General features: G+C 70.6%; 13 protein-coding genes. 2 read left to right on the forward strand and 11 right to left on the reverse strand.

Annotated elements, in window-relative coordinates; translation table 11 throughout:
• Positions 1-9: 9 nt before the first annotated feature.
• Positions 10-3,030, reverse strand: coding sequence for a glycosyl hydrolase (locus OIE12_RS30930; RefSeq protein WP_329141083.1), 3,021 nt, complete (start codon positions 3,028-3,030; stop codon positions 10-12).
• A gap of 618 nt (positions 3,031-3,648) precedes the next feature.
• On the opposite strand from OIE12_RS30930, the gene OIE12_RS30935 reads away from it, so the two are divergent.
• Entirely contained in the window at positions 3,649-6,039 is a 2,391-nt protein-coding gene (locus tag OIE12_RS30935; RefSeq protein WP_329141085.1) for a M4 family metallopeptidase, read from the forward strand.
• A gap of 90 nt (positions 6,040-6,129) precedes the next feature.
• Here OIE12_RS30935 and OIE12_RS30940 read toward each other — a convergent pair whose 3' ends face one another.
• The 5 genes from OIE12_RS30940 to OIE12_RS30960 form a co-directional block, all read right to left on the reverse strand.
• A complete protein-coding gene (locus OIE12_RS30940; RefSeq protein WP_329141087.1) occupies positions 6,130-7,569 on the reverse strand; it encodes an MFS transporter in 1,440 nt (479 codons plus the stop codon).
• 51 nt (positions 7,570-7,620) lie between these two features.
• Positions 7,621-8,568 carry an amidohydrolase family protein gene (locus tag OIE12_RS30945; protein ID WP_329141089.1) on the reverse strand — a complete coding sequence of 316 codons (948 nt, stop codon included), beginning with the start codon at positions 8,566-8,568 and terminating at the stop codon, positions 7,621-7,623.
• Between the two features lie 152 nt (positions 8,569-8,720).
• Positions 8,721-9,404 (reverse strand): 4-carboxy-4-hydroxy-2-oxoadipate aldolase/oxaloacetate decarboxylase, encoded by a 684-nt coding sequence (gene ligK, locus OIE12_RS30950; protein WP_329141091.1) that lies wholly within the window; start codon positions 9,402-9,404, stop codon positions 8,721-8,723.
• Between the two features lie 26 nt (positions 9,405-9,430).
• The gene (locus OIE12_RS30955) at positions 9,431-10,459 is read right to left on the reverse strand and encodes an amidohydrolase family protein (RefSeq protein ID WP_329141093.1); all 1,029 of its coding nucleotides are present in this window, start codon (positions 10,457-10,459) and stop codon (positions 9,431-9,433) included.
• Positions 10,460-10,694: 235 nt separating this feature from the next.
• Positions 10,695-11,255, reverse strand: a complete 561-nt coding sequence (locus OIE12_RS30960; protein ID WP_329141095.1) for a hemerythrin domain-containing protein — start codon at positions 11,253-11,255, stop codon at positions 10,695-10,697.
• Between the two features lie 266 nt (positions 11,256-11,521).
• Here OIE12_RS30960 and qcrB point away from each other — a divergent pair, with 266 nt between their 5' ends.
• Complete coding sequence (qcrB, locus tag OIE12_RS30965; protein WP_329141097.1) at positions 11,522-13,162, forward strand: cytochrome bc1 complex cytochrome b subunit; 1,641 nt, start codon at positions 11,522-11,524, stop codon at positions 13,160-13,162.
• Positions 13,163-13,254: 92 nt separating this feature from the next.
• Here qcrB and OIE12_RS30970 read toward each other — a convergent pair whose 3' ends face one another.
• The 5 genes from OIE12_RS30970 to hpnR all read right to left on the reverse strand — a co-directional run bounded on the left by OIE12_RS30970 (position 13,255) and on the right by hpnR (position 18,483).
• Complete coding sequence (locus tag OIE12_RS30970; protein WP_329142327.1) at positions 13,255-13,704, reverse strand: SPW repeat protein; 450 nt, start codon at positions 13,702-13,704, stop codon at positions 13,255-13,257.
• 186 nt (positions 13,705-13,890) lie between these two features.
• Positions 13,891-14,592, reverse strand: a complete 702-nt coding sequence (locus OIE12_RS30975) for a PepSY domain-containing protein (protein WP_329141098.1) — start codon at positions 14,590-14,592, stop codon at positions 13,891-13,893.
• 78 nt (positions 14,593-14,670) lie between these two features.
• Positions 14,671-15,063, reverse strand: coding sequence for an aa3-type cytochrome oxidase subunit IV (gene ctaF / locus OIE12_RS30980; RefSeq protein WP_329141100.1), 393 nt, complete (start codon positions 15,061-15,063; stop codon positions 14,671-14,673).
• Positions 15,060-16,778, reverse strand: a complete 1,719-nt coding sequence (gene ctaD / locus OIE12_RS30985) for an aa3-type cytochrome oxidase subunit I (protein ID WP_329141102.1) — start codon at positions 16,776-16,778, stop codon at positions 15,060-15,062. The genes ctaF and ctaD overlap by 4 nt, the downstream gene beginning before the upstream one ends.
• 166 nt (positions 16,779-16,944) lie before the next feature.
• Positions 16,945-18,483, reverse strand: coding sequence for a hopanoid C-3 methylase HpnR (hpnR, locus tag OIE12_RS30990; RefSeq protein WP_329141104.1), 1,539 nt, complete (start codon positions 18,481-18,483; stop codon positions 16,945-16,947).
• Between the last annotated feature and the right edge of the window lie 93 nt (positions 18,484-18,576).

Raw genomic sequence — 18,576 nt, forward strand, 5'->3', positions numbered from 1 at the left:
GTTGATCCGCTACGCCTTGACCTCGGCCTCGGCGTACGGGACCAGTCGGACCGGTCCGAGAAGCCCGTAGGCCTGCCGGGCCGAGGAGCCGAAGACGGCGGGGTTGGACACCCGCAGCCGGTTGATCAGCGGCGTCGCCACCTCGACCTCGATGACGTTGGCGCCCTTGCGCAGATGCCCGCCGAGGTCGACGACCGGGTTGATCCGGTCGACGGCCGGCAGCCGCTTGCCGTTGACCGAGACCCGGCAGGTGTCACTGACCTGGCCGAGCTCGAGGTAGGCGCCGTGCGCGCCGGTCCAGTTGGACGGCAGGGTGACCGTCGTCCGGTAGGTGCCGACGCCGGCCACGTCGGCCAGCTCGGTGATCCCCGACCACGGCAGCAGGCTGTCGAGGGTCAGCTTGTGCCGCGTGATCTCGGTGCGGGTCGCGGAGGAGCCGGGCTGCCAGTCGTCCACCTCCAGCGTCCAGTCGGCCGGCGTGACCGGGTCCGGCACCGCCGGGACGCGGGTGGTGACCGAACGGCCCTGGGACAGCCTGGTGGTGTACGTGCCCGCGCTCGCCGCGCGCACGGTGAGCCCGTCGTCGGTGAACAGCACCCGGTCGGCGTCGGTGGACACCGCGTGCGGCCGGGCGCCGTTGCGGTCGCCGAACAGGCCCGGGCGGCCCAGCGCCACGATGAGCGTCTCGCCCGGCTGAAGCGTCACACGCAGGGTGATGTCGTCGCCGTCCTCGGTGTACTGGCCCAGCCGCGCCGCCTCGCCGGTCCACGCGTCCAGGACGTACGGCACGGTCTTGCCGCGCCCGGTGCGGCGCAGGGTGACCTCGTGGTCGATCGCGGCGACGGCCGGCTTGACGGTCTCGGCGTGCTTGCCGTTGCACAGGTAGTAGAAGTCGGCGTCCTTGGTCACCCGGTGCGCGTTGAGCAGCGTGGAGGAGGCCGCGTACCGGGCGTCGGGGACCACGCCCAGCTGGGTCAGCGCGTCGCCGACGGCCGTCTTGTCGGTCACGCGGACGACGTGGGGCAGGGCGAGCAACTGGTCCAGGACCGCGCGCAGCGCCTCCGTCTCGCCGTCGTCCGGGACGCCCGGGGTGTACGCCTCGTCGAACGCGCCGAGCAGCACCACCGGCAGGCCCGCCTTCGCGAACTTGAGAATCCTGCGGGCGTCGGCGAGGGCGAGGGTGGGGGAGGAGGAGTAGAAGAAGTCGCCCTCCACGAACAGCGCCTTGTAGGCCGGTCCGTCCGGCGCGAGCCGCTTGCCCGAGACCCGCGCGCTGGGCAGGTCGAGCAGCGGGCCGCTGAGGAACTGGTGGGTCCAGCCGAGCGGGATGCCGGTGGAGGTGAACCAGGAGGCGCCGATGCCGGTGGCCGTGTAGCCGGTCTGCCGGAAGACCGCCACGTCCGCGCGGGCGGTGCCGGACTGCAGCACCTGGTGCACGCGGCCGAGGTAGCCGGAGATGTCCTCGATGTGCGTCCAGGTGGGCTGCCGCGGCCCCCACGACTCGCCGTAGCCCGGCGTGCCGTTGTACGGGCTGAACGCGGCGAAGCCGGGCCAGCTCACCCCGGGCGCGGTCGCGTAGGAGAAGCCGTGGATCACCGTCTGGTTGACGCCGGCCGCGTACGCGCCGCCCATGGTGCGCAGGAACCGGTCCCAGGTGGTGCTGTACGCCGAGCCGGAGTAGGCGCCCGCCTCGCAGGACAGGATGGTGTGCCCGGCCATGTCCCGGCCGCCGGCCAGACAGCGGTAGTCGTCGAGGTTCTTGAAGCCGAGCGACTCGCCCTCGGGGATGTCGAGGATCGCCGCCGTCGCGATCGCGTCGGTCTGGAGCCCGTACGGCTGCGCGCGCAGCTCCATGCCGAGCTCGTGCGCCCAGTCGCGCAGGGCGGTGACGTGGTGGCGGTTGAACAGCTCGGAGACGGTCTCCCAGAAGTCGTGCCGGATCTCCCGGGTGAGCTGCGCCTCGAACGCGAACACCTGGTTGCTGTTGTCCAGGACGAGCGCGGGGAGGTACGGCAGCAGCGGGCGTCCGGTGTGCTTCTCGAACGCCTCCGGGAGCTTCGGCGTCCACTGCAGTCCGTCGGTCTCCAGCTCGATGGAGTCCTCGAAGAAGGCACCGCCCGCGGCCTTCAGCAGCTTGCGCAGGGAGGAGGTGAGGATCTCCTTCTCCCAGTAGCCGGTGACGGCGGCGGTGCCGGCCGGGCTGAAGTGGTCGACGACGTAGGCGGCGGGGGAGGAGTGCGGGCCCGCCTCGGGCTGCTGGCCCGAGCCGCGCTGCCAGTAGGAGATCAGGACCCAGTCGCCGTCGTCGGGCGCGGTCCAGCTCAGCTTTCCGCCGCTGACGTGGCCGGTGAGGTCGGTGACGCTGTCCGCGTCGAGACCGGTCTCCTTGCGCGTGGAGTTCGCGGTGTTGACACGGGCGGCCTGCACGGCGACCAGCGTCTGCTCGGTGACGCCGGAGGAGGCCTCGCGCACGGAGGCCGGGACGTCGCCCTCGTAGGTGGTGCCGGCGGCCACGGTGGCCTTGCCGTAGGCGAGTTCCTTGACTGCGGCGTCGTCGTCGGGGGTGACGCCGGGGACCGCGGTGGGCCAGGCCGGGCCGAGGGTGATGTCGATGGTCAGTCCGCGTCTCGCGGCCCGCTGGAGAGCGGCCTCGACGCCCGTGCGCCAGGGCTTGCTGCCCCAGCCGTGGTGGGCGGTGTCCAGCACGGAGCTGTCGCTGACGCTGTGGTGGACGGCGGCGATCTCGGCGCCCCCGAAGCCGGCGTCGGCGATCTGGTCCACCTCGCGGGCGATCTCGTCCGCGTCGACCAGCCCGTCCGGCCACCACCAGCGGAACTTGGGCCGGACGGCGCGCGCGGGGTCGGCGAACCAGTCCGCGCCGGTGGCCCGGCCGGCCCCGGCGGCCGGGGCCGCGACCGCGCCGGCCGCCGGGAGCACCGGGCCGAGGGCGGCGACGGTACCGGCCACCGCCCCGGCGGCGAGGACCGTACGACGGGTGATCCCGCGACGCTGCGAGAGGGGTTCGTGCATGATTCCAGCCTCAGGTGACGTACTGCTTGCGAAAAGGGGAGCCAGCGGTGAAACGTTTCAATCGAGGGGGGCGCCTGGACGCTAACCGTGCGGTCGTGTGGGGTCAAGGGGTTGGACAACGATTCAAAGGGAGAGTGGAGGGTGGCGGACGGGCGGCGAACGCCCGGCCCGGCTCCGGCGATTCGTTCGCGATCGTGAAGTGACGGAACGTCAACCGGTGGGCGCGGCAGCCGGGATGCGGGTCCGGCCGGGGGGGGGCGACCGCGGTCATTCCGGAGGGTGTATGGACGGTCGAGGGTGCACAGAGGGATAACCCTCGGATGCGGACCGTAGAGATGGCATGGACTGGTCAACGGTGTCATGGTCGGTCGGTCACAGCCCCGGTTCCGCCCCCGCACCGGCCCCCGCCGCCCACCCGGCGGCCGGACGGCCAGCCCTTCGGGCAGGGGCGGCCACGTCCGCCGGCAGGGCGACCACGCCCGTCCCCGGCGCCCGTGTCCGCGGCCGTGCACGGCACAGCTCGTCCCGCACAGCTCGAGCCAGCCCCGGACAGCACACCCGGCTGCCCGGTCTGTCACCGGCCGCACACCCGCGGCCGCCGCAGATACAGGAGTGCGCGTGAGACGCAACCCCCGCAGACCGGCCGCCGCGGGAGCCCTCGTGGCCACCGCGGCCCTGCTCGTCGTCGGCGTCCAGACCGTTCCGGCGACCGCCAAGGCCACTCCCCACCCCAGCCCCCTGCGCACCGGCGGGCTTCCGGCGGACCTCAGCCCCGCCCAGCACACCTCGCTGGTGAAGAACGCGACGGCGAAGACCGACACGACCGCGCGCACCCTCGGCCTCGGTGCCAAGGAGAAACTGGTCGTCAAGGATGTCGTCAAGGACAACGACGGCACCCTGCACACCCGTTACGAGCGCACCTACGCCGGTCTGCCCGTGCTCGGCGGTGACCTCGTCGTGCACACCCCGCCCGCCGCCAAGGCCAAGGGCACGGTGAGCGCCACCTTCAACAACAAGCGCACCCTCAAGGTCCCCACGACCACCGCGTCGGTCACCAAGGCGGACGCCGGGGTCAAGGCGCTGAAGGCCGCCAAGTCGCTGGACGCCACCAGGCCCGCCACCGACAGCGCCCGCAAGGTGATCTGGGCCGGCCAGGGCACCCCGAAGCTCGCCTGGGAGACGGTCGTCGGCGGCCTCCAGGACGACGGCACGCCCAGCAAACTGCACGTCGTCACGGACGCCACCACCGGCAAGGAGCTCTACCGCTACCAGGCCGTGCAGACCGGCACCGGCAACACCCAGTACAGCGGCACGGTGACGCTCTCCACCACCAAGTCCGGGTCGACGTACCAGCTGTACGACACCACGCGCGGCGGTCACAAGACGTACAGCCTCAACCGCGCCACGTCGGGCACCGGCACCCTGATGACCGACTCCGACGACGTGTGGGGCGACGGCACCGGCTCCAACACCCAGACCGCGGGCGCCGACGCGGCCTACGGCGCGCAGGAGACCTGGGACTTCTACAAGGACACCTTCGGCCGCAGCGGCATCCGCGACGACGGCGTCGCCGCCTACTCCCGCGTCCACTACAGCAGCGGGTATGTCAACGCCTTCTGGGACGACGACTGCTTCTGCATGACCTACGGCGACGGCTCGGGCAACACCCACGCCCTGACCGCGCTGGACGTGGCCGGCCACGAGATGAGCCACGGTGTCACCTCCAACACCGCGGGCCTCAACTACTCCGGTGAGTCCGGCGGGTTGAACGAGGCGACCTCCGACATCTTCGGCACCGGCGTGGAGTTCTACGCGGACAACTCCTCCGACAAGGGTGACTACCTCATCGGCGAGGAGATCGACATCAACGGCGACGGCTCGCCGCTGCGGTACATGGACGAGCCGAGCAAGGACGGCGGCTCCGCCGACAGCTGGTACTCAGGGCTGGGCAACCTCGACGTGCACTACTCCTCGGGCCCGGCCAACCACATGTTCTACCTGCTCTCCGAGGGCAGCGGCACCAAGACCATCAACGGTGTCACCTACGACAGCCCGACCTCCGACGGCGTCGCCGTGCAGGGCATCGGCCGGGCCGCCGCGCTGCAGATCTGGTACAAGGCGCTCACGTCGTACATGACCTCCTCGACGAACTACGCCGCCGCCCGCACCGCCGCCCTGAACGCGGCCGCCGCGCTGTACGGCACGGGCTCCGCGCAGTACGCCGGGGTCGGCAACGCCTTCGCGGGCATCAACGTCGGCAGCCACATCACCCCGCCCGCCAACGGGGTCACCGTCACCAACCCGGGCAACCAGTCCTCGGCCGTCGGCACCGCCGTCAGTCTCCAGATCGCGGCGAGCAGCAGCAACAGCGGCTCGCTGTCGTACTCCGCGAGCGGGCTGCCGGCCGGGCTGTCGATCAACAGCTCCACCGGCGTGATCTCCGGTACGCCGACCGCGGCCGGCACCTCGAACGTCACCGTCACGGTGACCGACTCCACCGGCGCGACCGGCACCGCGAGCTTCACCTGGACGGTCAGTTCGACCGGGGGCGGCAATTGCTCCTCGGCGCAGCTGCTGGGCAACGCGGGCTTCGAGTCGGGCAACACGTCATGGTCCGCGTCCAGCGGTGTCATCACCAACGCGAGCGGTGAGGCGGCGCACGGCGGCTCGTACAAGGCGTGGCTGGACGGCTACGGCTCGACCCACACCGACACCCTGTCCCAGTCGGTGGCCGTCCCGAGCGGCTGCAAGGCCACCCTCACCTACTACCTGCACGTCGACACCTCGGAGACCACCGGCAGTACGCAGTACGACAAGCTGACGGTCACCGCCGGGTCGAAGACGCTGGCGACGTACTCCAACCTGGACGCCGCCTCCGGCTACAGCAAGAAGACCTTCGACCTCTCCTCGTTCGCCGGCTCGACGGTCACCCTGAAGTTCACCGGTGTCGAGGACACCTACCTGCAGACCAGCTTCGTCGTCGACGACACGGCCCTGACGACGAGCTGACCCGTACACGCCCGAACAGGATGCGCACGTGTCCCGCACGCGGAAGCCGTCCGCGTGCGGGACACGCATGTTCCCGTGGTGGTGCCGTGCTCAGGAGGGGCTGGGCGCCTCCTTGCCGGAGCGGTCCGACTGCCGGTCGGCCGTGCCCGCCGAGCCCTTTCCGTCCGTGCCGGGCGCCTGTCCGGCGCCGTCCGCGCCGCCGGCCGACGGGCGGGCACCGCCCCGCGTCAGCGGGCCGAAGACCGCCAGGACCAGCGCCCCCACCAGCCAGGTACCGGCGATGAAGAAGAACACGCTGTGGTAGCCGCTGCTGTTGTACAGGGCCGCCACGATCAGCGGTCCCGCCGCGTTGGAGAGCCGGCCCAGGCCGTAGGAGACGCCCGTGCCCAGCGAACGGCTGCGGGTGTCGAACAGCTCGGGGGAGTAGGCGTACCCGAGGGCCGTGTAGCCGCGCTCGAACATGTTGACGAGGAAGCCGAAGACCACGATGAGCACCGGGTTGAACGTCAGCCCGTACAGCAGACCGCACAGCGCGATCACCGTGCCGAAGCCCACCAGACACCACTTGCGCTCGAACCGGTCGGTGACCAGGGAGGCCAGATACGAGCCGAGCGGGGCGCCGACGGTGGTCAGGGCGACGTAGAACACGGACTTCTCGACGCTGAAGCCCTCCTTGGCCAGCAGGGTCGGCGCCCAGCTGGAGTAGCCGAAGAAGCCGATGGTCTGGGTCACCCAGAGCACGGTCAGCAACAGGGTGGGCATCAGGTACTTGCGCTGCAACAGCAGCTTGAGCGGCGCCTTCGTCGACGGGGTCTCCACCACCGGCGGCGCCGGCTCGGGCAGCGGGCCCTTCTCGGCGGCGACCCGCGTCTCGATCTCGCGCAGCACCGCGTCGGCCCGCTCGTACTCGCCCCGGCTCTCGTACCAGCGCGGCGACTCCTTCAGCCGGCGCGTGAACAGCACCAGCAGCAGGCCGAGCGAGCCCCACAGGAAGACCAGCCGCCAGGACCAGTCACTGAGCGGGACGACGGCGCTGGCGATGAGGTTGGTGGCCGGGGTGCCGCAGATGCCGACGACGATGGCGTACGCCTGGTACTTGCCGCGGACCTTGGAGGGGTACATCTCGTTGACGTAGATGACCGCCACGACGGTCATCGCGGACAGCCCCGCCGAGGTCAGCACCCGGAAGACGCCGAGCGAGACCAGGTCCCAGGAGAAGACCGAGGCGAACGAGAAGAACCCGAAGAAGACGGTCGTCCAGACCAGGGCCCGTTTGCGCCCCCACCGGTCGGCGAGGGACGCGGCGGCGATCGACCCGATGAACATGCCGACGAACGACAGCGAGGTCACGTAGGCGATCTGGTCCACCGTGATGCCCCACAGATGGATCAGCTTGGGGGCGGTGGTGGCGAAGGTGTTGATGTCCGCGAACTCGAAGAAGTACGCGAAGGAGATGGCCAGCAGGGTGGCCTTGTGGAAGCGGGAGATCGGCAGTCTGTCCAGCCGGTTCAGCGCGTTGGAGTGGTGCATGTGCGGCTCTCTTTCCGGGTCATTCCGGGTGGCGCTTCGTGTCGGGGCGGATCAGACCGCTTTCTCGGTTCCTTCGGGCCCGCCGGTTTCCTCGGGCCAGTACAGGCGCATCGGGTTGTCGACCAGGAGCCGGCGCTGCTGGTCGGCGGTGGGCGCGACGTGCGGGATGTGGTCGACGAGGAGTCCGTCGTCCGGCATGTGGCTCTTCAGGTTCGGGTGCGGCCAGTCGGTGCCCCACAGGACCCGGTCGGGGAACTCCTCGACCACACGGCGGCCGAAGGGCACCACGTCGGTGTACGCGTGCCGCTCGCCGTCGAGCGCGGCGGGGCCGGTGACGGTGAGCCGCTCGGGACAGGTCACCTTCACCCAGACGTCGTTGCCGGCCACGAACCGCAGGAAGCCGGAGAACTCCGGGCCGTCCACCGGCCGGGTCACGTCCGGGCGCCCCAAGTGGTCGATCACCAGCGGGGTGGGCAGCGCGCCGAAGAAGTCCGCGAGCTCGGGCAGGTCGGCGCTCTCGAAGTACAGCACCACGTGCCAGCCCAGCGGCGCGACCTTCTTGGCGATGGTGGCCAGGTCCTCCTTGGGCGCGGTGTCCACCAGCCGCCGCAGGAAGTTGAACCGTACGCCGCGCACGCCCGCCTCGTGCAGCTCGCGCAGCTCCTGGTCGGTGATGCCGGGGCGGACGGTGGCGACGCCGCGGGCCCGGCCGCCGGCCGCGCGTACGGCGTCGAGCATGGCGGAGTTGTCCGCGCCGTGGCAGGTGGCCTGCACCAGCACGTTGCGCGCGACGCCCAGGTGGTCGCGGAGGGCGAACAGGTCCTCCTTGCCGCCGTCGCAGGGGGTGTACTTCCGCTCGGGCGCGAAGGGAAACTCGGCCTGGGGTCCGAAGACGTGGCAGTGCGTGTCGACCGTACCGGGCGGCAGGGCGAACCGGGGCCGGGAGGGGCCGTGGTACCAGTCGAGCCAGCCGGGGGTCTTGGGGGAGAGGGTGCTCATGGGATCTCCGAGTAAGGGGAGCGTCCTCGGCGGGGAGCGGTGGGGGCGACGTTGCCCGTCGGGGAGGTGGTGCGGGGGTGGTGCTTCGGGTGATGCGGGGGTGGTGCTGCGCAGTGGTGCCGGGGTACTTCGGGTGGTGCGCGCGCCGGTGGTCAGTCGACGTACCGCAGACCGGCCTCCTCCAGGGGGCCGCGCATGCCGTACATGTCCAGGCCGAGCTCACCGGCGGCGAGCCGCTCGCGCTTGGCGGCCTCGTTCTCCTCCCGGCGCCGGGCGGCCGCGGCGACCTCGGCCACGCGTTCGACGGGGACGACGACCACGCCGTCCGCGTCGGCGACGACCACGTCACCGGGGCGGACCCGCGCGTTGGCGCAGATCACCGGGACGTTGACCGAGCCGAGGGTGGCCTTGACCGTGCCCTTGGAGCTGATCGCCCGGCTGAACACCGGGAAGTCCATCTCGCGCAGGTCGGCGACGTCACGGACACCGCCGTCGATGACGAGACCGAGGGCGCCGCGGGCGCGGGCGGAGGTGGCGAGCAGGTCGCCGAAGAACCCGTCCTCGCACTCGGTGGTGCAGGCGGCGACCAGGACGTCACCCGGCCGCAGCTGCTCGATCGCCACGTGCATCATCCAGTTGTCGCCCGGCTGGAGCAGCACGGTGACCGCCGGTCCGCACAGCCGGGCGCCGGTGTAGACGGGGCTGATGTACGGGCGCATCAGACCGGTGCGGCCCATCGCCTCGTGGACGGTGCTGGCGCCGAACGGGGCGAGCGCCTCGACGTCGGCAGGGTCCGGGCGGTCGACCTTGCGGTGGACGACTCCGAGTTCGTACATGACTGTGTGACTCTCCTTTCCCCGGTTCAGCGGCCCTGGCGCCGCAGCAGGGCGTCGAGCCGGGGGTAGACGGTGCGGGCGTTGTGCTCCTGCACGGCCGCGAGGTCCTCGGCGGGCAGCTTCGCGGCCTCGGTGTAGCGCCGGGTGTCGTCGAAGTTGAACCCGGTGCAGGGGTCGACGGAGCGGACCGCACCGATCATCTCCGAGGCGAACAGGATGTTCTTGGTCGGCACGACGTCGAGGAGCAGGTCGATACCGGGCTGGTGGTAAACGCAGGTGTCGAAGAAGACGTTGTTCAGCACGTGCTCCTCCAGCTCCGGCTTGCCCAGCGCCATCGCGAGCCCCCGGAAGCGGCCCCAGTGGTACGGGACGGCTCCGCCGCCGTGCGGGATGATCAGCTTGAGGGTCGGGAAGTCCTTGAACAGGTCGCCCTGGACGAGCTGCATGAACGCGGTGGTGTCCGCGTTGAGGTAGTGCGCGCCGGTGGTGTGGAACGCCGGGTTGACGCTGGTGCTGACGTGGATCATCGCCGGGATGTCGTACTCGGCCATCTTCTCGTAGAGGGGGTACCACGAGCGGTCCGTCAGCGGCGGGGCGGTCCAGTGGCCACCGGAGGGGTCCGGGTTGAGGTTCAGCGCGACCGCGCCGTACTCCTCCACGCAGCGGGTCAGCTCCGGGACGCAGGTGGCGGGGTCGACGCCGGGGGACTGCGGGAGCATCGCGGCGGGGGCGAAGCGCTCGGGGTAGAGGGTGCTGACGCGGTGGCAGAGCTCGTTGCAGATCGCGGCCCACTGGGAGGAGGTGGCGAAGTCGCCTATGTGGTGGGCCATGAAGGACGCACGGGGGGAGAAGACCGTCAGGTCGATGCCGCGCTCGTCCATCAGGCGGAGCTGGTTGGACTCGATGGTCTCGCGCAGCTCGTCGTCGCTGATGCGGAGGTCCGCGGCGACGGGGGCGGGGACGGCGGGGTCGGCGAGCGACGCCACCTGCCGGCCGCGCCAGGCCTCCAGGGCGGGCGGGGCGGTGGTGTAGTGACCGTGACAGTCGATGATCATCTGCGGGTTACCTCGGGAGGGGGAGGCGGGGTGATGTGTACGCCAACCTAACCGCTGACGAAATTGTTGACAATCCCCTCACGGACAAAAGGTTCCCCGCGCCCCTACCCAGGGGCGCGGGGCTGTGTCGATGTGCGGCTGCGCCGCGTGGGCGCAATCTTTCAGGGGGGTCCGGGGGCGCAGCCCCCGGGTCGGGACGGGTAGGGGCGGCGGGGGCGAGGAAACCCCCCGCCGATCACCCCCGCCCCCTCCGTGTCAAAACGTCCCGCACCCGATCCCACGGCCCCCACACCCGCGCAGCCACCTTGACCAGGGGCGCCGAGGACGGCGCCCCCACCCGCGGCCGCGTCGGCGCCCGTGCCTCCACCTCCCGCACCCGTCCCCCCAGCTCCCGCAACTCCTCCGGCGGACACATCGCCTCCAGCCGCGGAAACAGCCGCTGCTCCACCTCCACCACATGCCGCGTCACCTCGGTGACCAGCGGCAACAGCAACCGCCCGAACTCCTCGTCCGCCGCCTCCCGCTCCTCCAGCCCCGCCAGGATCCCCGCCACCTCCCGGTGCCCGGCCAGCTCCCGCTCCGCCCACTCGTCCCCGTCCAGCACATGCCGCCGCACCGCCGGATACAGATACTCCTTCTCGGCCACCGCATGGCGTACGAGGACGATGCCGGCCCGCTCGACCAGGGTCTTCCGCTCGGCACTGCCGGGCGGGGCGGACCGGATGCGGTCGAACAGCCGCTGCACCTCCCGGTGGTCCGCCGTGAGTTCCTCGATGATTCCGCCGTGTCCGCCCACTGCCACTCCCTCCGAAGAAGACCCGCACTAGAAAGCCACCCGCACCCGAAAGCCACCCGCACCAGAAAGGACCCGCACCCGAAAGCCACCCGCACCGCTCGTCCCCGTGTGCCCTCGCCCCGCCCCCGCCATGCAGGCCCCGCACCCCCCTGGCCCGAACGGGATTGAAACCCGCGGCCCCCGGGTACCCCCGGGCCTGCCGCGCGGACCGGTCGGCCGGGCGTGCGCGAAGGACGGCATCGAGGCGGAGGGAGCGTGGTGCGGGCATGCTGCTCGGGCGACGGAGGGCGAGAGCCGAGGCGAGGGCCCGACAGGGCGCCTTCCGGACCTATGTGGTCGTGGACCGCCGTACACCCGTGTCCGAGCTGGCCGGACAGCTGCTGCGCAAGGCCTTCCCCGACCACTGGTCCTTCCTGCTGGGCGAGATCGCCCTCTACAGCTTCGTGCTGCTGGTCATCACCGGCACGTTCCTGACCCTGTTCTTCGACCCCAGCCTCGCCGAGGTGCCCTACCGGGGCTCGTACGAGCCGTTGCAGGGCCTGCTGGTCTCCAAGGCGTACGAGTCGACGCTGCACATCAGCTTCGACGTGCGCGGCGGACTGCTGATCCGGCAGATGCACCACTGGGCGGCGCTCGTCTTCGTCGCCGCCATCGGCGTGCACATGCTGCGGATCTTCTTCACCGGCGCGTTCCGCAGGCCCCGCGAGACCAACTGGCTCGTCGGCGTGACGCTGTTCCTGCTCGCCCTCCTGGAGGGCTTCTGCGGCTACTCGCTTCCCGACGACCTGCTCTCCGGCACCGGCCTGCGCACCGCGTACTCCATCGTGCAGTCGATCCCGGTCGTCGGGACCTATCTCGCCTTCTTCCTGTGGGGCGGCCAGTACCCGGGGGAGGCGATCGACCGGCGGCTCTACATCGTGCACGTGCTCTTCGTGCCCGGACTGATCGCGGCGCTGGTCGTGCTGCACCTGATCATGGTGGTCTACCTCAAGCACACCCAGTGGCCGGGCAAGGGCAAGACCAACCGCAACGTGGTGGGCAAGCCGCTCTTCCCCGTCTACACCGCCAAGTCCATCGGTCTGAACTTCATGGTCTTCGGCCTGATCACCGGGATGAGCGCGGTCGCGCAGATCAATCCGATCTGGACCTACGGCCCCTTCCGCGCCGACCAGGTCTCCACCGACGCCCAGCCCGACTGGTACGTCGGCTTCCTGGAGGGCGCGCTGCGGCTGATGCCCGGCGTCGAGTGGAACGTGGCCGGGCACACCTTCATGTGGAACGTCTTCCTGCCGGCCGTGGTGCTGCCCGCCCTGCTGTTCCTCGTGCTGTACCTCTATCCGTTCTTCGAACGCTGGGTGACCGGCGACATGGTGGAGCACCATCTGTGCGACCGGCCGCGCGACCGGCCCGTCCGCACCGGCCTCGGCGTCGCCGCCGTCGTCGGGTACGCGGTGCTGCTCATGGCCGGCGGCAACGACGTGATCGCCACCGAGTTCCGGATCTCCGTCAACCTGCTGACCTGGATCTTCCGGGCACTGCTGTTCATCGGCCCGGTCGTCGCCTTCATGGTCACCAGGCGGGTCTGTCTCGCGCTCCAGCGCCATGAGCGGCAGCTCCTGGAGGAGGGGGAGGAGACCGGGCAGGTCCAGCAGGACGTGGCCGGCGGGATGAGCGAGACCCACGAACCGCTGGAGTCGGAGGAGCGCTACCGGCTGCTGGTGCGGGAGATCCCGCTGCCGCTGGAGAAGCCCGGGCCGGGCGCGCCGCTGCGCGAGCGGCTGCGGGCCGCGCTCAGCACCTGGTACTACAAGGACCGGGTCGAGCTGCCCACCACCGACGAGGAGCGTCTGCAGATCGCCGGCCGCACGGCCGACCCGGTCGCGGGCGGACCCGGGGGAGAGGACTGACGCGCTCCCGGGCGTACGACGCGGGGCCGGCGTGACCGGGGCGGACGGGTGTCCGCGGGTCGCGCCGGCCCTGAGCCGGTTCGGGGGAACCGTTACCGGTTGTGATGTTGCTTGCGCTTGTTCATGCCGACCGTCAACCCCATCGCGGCCAGCCCCAGCAGCGCGGTGACGGCGCCCGTCACCACATTGCTCCAGATGACGCCGTTCGATGCGGTGTGAGTGACGGTGACCACCCAGGGGGAGATCACCAGCCAGACGCCGAGCGGTACGAGCACCCACGCCATGCGGAGCATGCGTTCCGGAGCCAGGGTGAGACCGAGGGCGATCAGGGCGACGGCCAGCCCGACGATCAGGTTGTTCGTGCGGAGATTGGGCGCGGTTGACGAGAAGTGGATCACCCAGGGCGAGATGGCCGCGTAGAGGCCCGCCATGAGGATCAGCCCTTCGAGGGCGATCGCCCGACCGCTGGACCCGGTCCGCTCGAGACGTGCGCGCATCTCGGCGATCTCGGGGTGCGTCGACATGTCCGAGTGCGAGCCCATCTCGGGGTGCGTCTGCATGTTGCCCTGGCGCGCTCCCGGCCCGTTGGAGTGCTGCGGATACGACATGACTGTCGTCTCCTCTCCGTATGGAGGTCTTTGCTCTGTGACCGTGGAGTGCCCCTGTTCGGGTGATTTATGCCCGTTTTATCCCATCTTTGGTCCTGCCTGCCGGAGACCGGCCCCCGGTCAGGGCGAGGGCCGGTCCGGGGCAGGCGTGGAGGGCGGAGCGGTCGGCAGTTCCGGCGGCGAGACCGGAGGCAGGGTGGGCAGCGGAGTGGAGGGCGGGGCCACGGTCGGGGTGGCCGCCGGCCCGCCCTTCTCGCTGGTCAGCACCTCGCCGGTGACCGCGTCCACCTGGTAGGTGCTCAGGTCGTCCTGGTGGATCTCGGCCACGGTGATCTGCCACACCGTCGCGTCGTTCTTGCCGTCGGTCAGCTCGATCTGGGTGACCTTTCCGAAGTAGGGCTCCTTGATCTTCGCCACGGCCTCCGAGGGCAGCAGCTCGGCATGGGCGAGGAGGCCGGCCACCCGCGACTTCGCCGCGGCGCTCTGCCCGGCCGGGACCTCCTCGCCCAGCACCCGGCCCTGCGTGGCGTCCATGCGGACCTCGTGCACGGTCCCGTCGGACGTGGCGACCCTGCCGTACCAGACGGGCACCGGCTCGTCGGTGCCGCGCAGGCTCATGGAGTACGGCTCGCTGTCCGGCACCTCGGCCCGCGCCTTGGTGAAGGCCTCGTCGTAGGGGAACTCGACCTGGGCCAGCACCTCGGTGGGCGGGGCGAGCCGGTAGTCGGTGCACCCCGTCAGGGTCACGCCCGCGATCAGCAGGGCGAGGAGCCCGCCCGGACCGCGGCGGCGTGCGGCCCGGGAACGCGGGCTGCGCTGCATGGGAGTCGTCCTTTCTCGGGTGCTCTGCCGGATCGTGGTACCCAGCCGGTGCGTGGCGCGCTGCCGGCCGGGCGTCCGTCAGGCGCTGTCCCGGCCGAGGTACTGGAACGCGAGTCCGAAGACGCCGCTGCCGGCGATGCCGACGCCCAGCAGGGCGAGCCAGGCGTGGTAGACGACGCCGATGGCGAGGACCGTGACGCCCAGGGCGGTGACGACCGGGTAGGGGCTGTGCGGCGGGAAGAAGTCGACCGGACCGCCGCGCTCGCGGATCTCGGAGTCCGGGCGGTCCTCCGGGCGCAGCCCCTTGCGCCGGTAGTTGACCATCGAGAAGAACGCGATGATCGCGGCCATGAGGCAGGAGACCAGCAGGGCGACCGTCCCGGCCGGCTCCCGCGAGAACCATCCGTAGGCGGTGGCGGTGACCAGGAAGAACAGCGACACACCGGCGAAGAGATAGGACTCGTGCTTCATTTGCTCTGCCCCTTCAGCGTGTCGGGCGTCGGTTCGACCTCGCCGCGCGCCTCCGGGTTCAGATACCGCTTGAACTCCGGATGGTGCAGGTCGAAGGCGGGGGAGTCGGACCGTACGCGGGGAATGGCGTCGAAGTTGTGCCGCGGCGGCGGGCAGGAGGTCGCCCACTCCAGCGAGCGGCCGTACCCCCAGGGGTCGTCGACCTCGACCTTCGGGGCGTACTGCGCGGTCTTCCAGACGTTGTAGAGGAACGGCAGCGTCGACAGGCCCAGCAGGAAGGCGCCGATGGAGGAGATGGTGTTGAGGTCGGTGAAGCCGTCGGCGGCCAGATAGTCGGCGTAGCGGCGCGGCATGCCCATCTCGCCGAGCCAGTGCTGGACCAGGAACGTCATCTGGAAGCCGACGAACAGCGTCCAGAAATGGATCTTCCCCAGCCGTTCGTCGAGCATCTTCCCGGTCAGCTTCGGCCACCAGAAGTACAGCCCGCCGAAGAGCGAGAACACGATCGTGCCGAACAGCACGTAGTGCAGATGGGCGACGACGAAGTAACTGTCGGTCAGATGGAAGTCCAGCGCCGGGGAGGCCACCAGGACACCGCTGAGCCCGCCGAGCAGGAACGTCACCAGGAAGCCCAGCGACCACAGCATCGGCGTCTCGAACGACAGGCTGCCGTGCCACATCGTGCCGATCCAGTTGAAGAACTTCACTCCGGTGGGGATGGCGATGAGGAACGACATCAGCGAGAAGAACGGCAGCAGCACCCCGCCGGTGGCGAACATGTGGTGCGCCCACACGGTGGCCGACAGCATGGTGATCGCGATGGTCGCGCCCACCATGCCGACGTATCCGAACACCGGTTTTCGGCTGAAGACGGGGATGATCTCCGTGACGACGCCGAAGAACGGCAGCGCCACGATGTAGACCTCCGGATGGCCGAAGAACCAGAACAGGTGCTGCCAGAGCAGGGCGCCGCCGGTGGCCGAGTCGTAGATGTGGGCGCCGAACTCACGGTCGATCACCAGGGCGAGCAGGGCGGCGGTGAGCACCGGGAAGGCCAGCAGCGCCAGGATCGAGGTGAACAGGATGTTCCAGGTGAAGATCGGCATCCGGAACATCGTCATGCCGGGGGCCCGCAGACACAGGATCGTGGCGATGAAGTTGACCGAGCCCAGCGTGGTGCTCAGCCCCGCCACCACCAGACCCATCGCCCACAGCGACCCGCCCGCCCCGGGGCTCTCCACGGCGCTGTTCAGCGGCGCGTAGGCGAACCAGCCGAAGGGCGCCGCGCCCTCGGAGGTGAGGAAGCCGGAGAGCACGGTCAGACCGCCGAACAGGAACAGCCAGTACGTCAGCGCGTTGAGCCGGGGGAAGGCGACGTCGGGGGCGCCGATCTGCAGCGGCATGATCGCGTTGGCGAGCCCGGCGAACGTGGGCGTCGCGAACAGCAGCATCATGATGGTGCCGTGGATCGTGAAGAGCTGGTTGTACTGGTGCTCGGTCACGATCTGCAGCCCGGGCCGGGCCAGTTCGGCGCGCATCAGCATCGCCAGCAGACCGGCGAGCAGGAAGAAGGAGAACGACGTGACCAGGTACAGGTTGCCGATCTTCTTGTGATCGGTGGTGGTGAGATAGTCCCGGACCCGCTCACCCACCGAGATCCGGGGATTCTGGTCCGCCTCCACCGGCTTGGCCGGCCCGGGGTGAGTCTGCGACATGTACGCCCTCCGACGCGCGCTGTACCGACGGAGCCGGTCTCCGGCAGGAACGGGGGCGGAGTAGCCCCCGCGGCGCGTTGCTAAACCCCGCGCGCACGGACCCGGTGCCGCCGCGCCCCCGGGCCGGTACCCGGACGCCGCCGGCGAGCGCGCGCCGGGCCTGCCGTCAGTCGCCCGTGGGCACCGCGTCCCCGGCGCAGGCGCCCCCGGCCGGCTTGGCCGCGGCGCCCTTGCCGCGCCCGGCCGGCCTGGCGTGGACGTAGAGCTGCCGGCGGTCGCCGACGTCCACGCGCTGCGGCAGCGGCAACTCGTAGTGGACGGTCCGCTGGTGGTCGGCGAACTGGCGGCGCGGGTTGTAGACGCTGTTGAACTTCCACAGCATCCGGGCGAAGTTCGTCTGCCCGTGGGCGAGGTTGCGGCCCAGGATCCGCGCGGCACCGAACGCCGTGCGCAGCCCGAGGTGCTTGCGGTTGATGACGCCCTGGGTGCGGACCAGCTCCCGGTAGAAGACGTCCAGCGGCAGCTTCGTCGGGACGACGGCGTGCTGGATGTCGAAGAGCCGGTAGTCCCGGGTGGTCAGCCGGCGCGCCTCGGTGTGCCAGATCTCCGTGCCCGGATACGGCGTCATCACCGTCAGGTGCACGATCTCCGGGACCGACAGGGCGAACTCCCGGACGAGACGGAACTGCTCCTCGTCCCAGGCGGGGTCCACGATCAGGTTGATCGCCACGCTGATGCCCAGCTTCCGGGCGACCTCCAGGGCCTGGAAGTTCTCGTCCGGACTCACCCGTTTGCGGTACAGGTCGAGCCCCTCGGCGTCGATCGCCTCCATGCCGAGGAACATGTAGCGCAGGCCCAGCCGGGTCCAGCGTTCGAACACCTCGGTGTTGCGCAGCAGCACGTCGCTGCGGGTCTCCAGGTAGTACTGCTTGCGGACGCCGCGCCGCTCCACCTCCGCGGCGATCGCGTTGCCGTGCTCCGGCCGGATGAAGGCCACGTCGTCCACGATGAAGACGTTGGGCTCCCGGATGCTCGCCAGCTCCGCGGCGGCGGCCTCGGGGGAGGCCTTGCGGTAGCTGCGACCGTAGAACGTCCAGGCGGAGCAGAACGAACAGTCCCAGGGGCAGCCGCGGGTGAACTCGATGGACGCGCACGGATCGAGTTCGCCGATGAAGTACCGCCCCCGGCGGCGCATCAGGTCCCGGGCCGGGCGCGGACTGTCGATGCTGTGCAGCATCGAGGGCGCCGGACCGCGCCCGTCGGCGGTGACGATGCCGGGGACGCCCTCGACACCGCCGTCGCGCACCGCTTCGAGGAGCGGGGCCATCGCCGGTTCGCCCTCGCCCCGGACGACGGCGTCGAGCGCGCCCCCGGCCTGTTCGAGGACCTCCTCGGCGACGAACGAGACGCTGTGCCCGCCGAAGAACACGAAGCTGCGGGGCAGCACCCGTTTGATCGCGCGGGCCAGGTCGATGGCCTCGGGGATGTTGGCGAGGTAGTTGAGCGAGAAGCCGACGACGTCCGGACGGAACCGGAACACCTCCCGGCGCAGGTCCGCCTCGCGCAGCACCTGAAGGTCCACCACGCGGACCTCGTGGCCGGCCTCGCGTGCCGCCGCGGCGACACGTTCCAGCCCCAGCGGTTCCAGCCTGAGGAAGATCTCGGAGTACATGAGGGCACTGGGATGGACGAGCAGCAGACGCATGAATTCACCTCGGGCCGCATGGTGTGAAACAGGGGGTAACCGGTCCCGACCCCCGGGAAACAGCGACTCGGCCGTACGGCGCAGTGGAGGGGC

This window comes from Streptomyces sp. NBC_00670 (assembly GCF_036226765.1).
GTDB lineage: Bacteria > Actinomycetota > Actinomycetes > Streptomycetales > Streptomycetaceae > Streptomyces.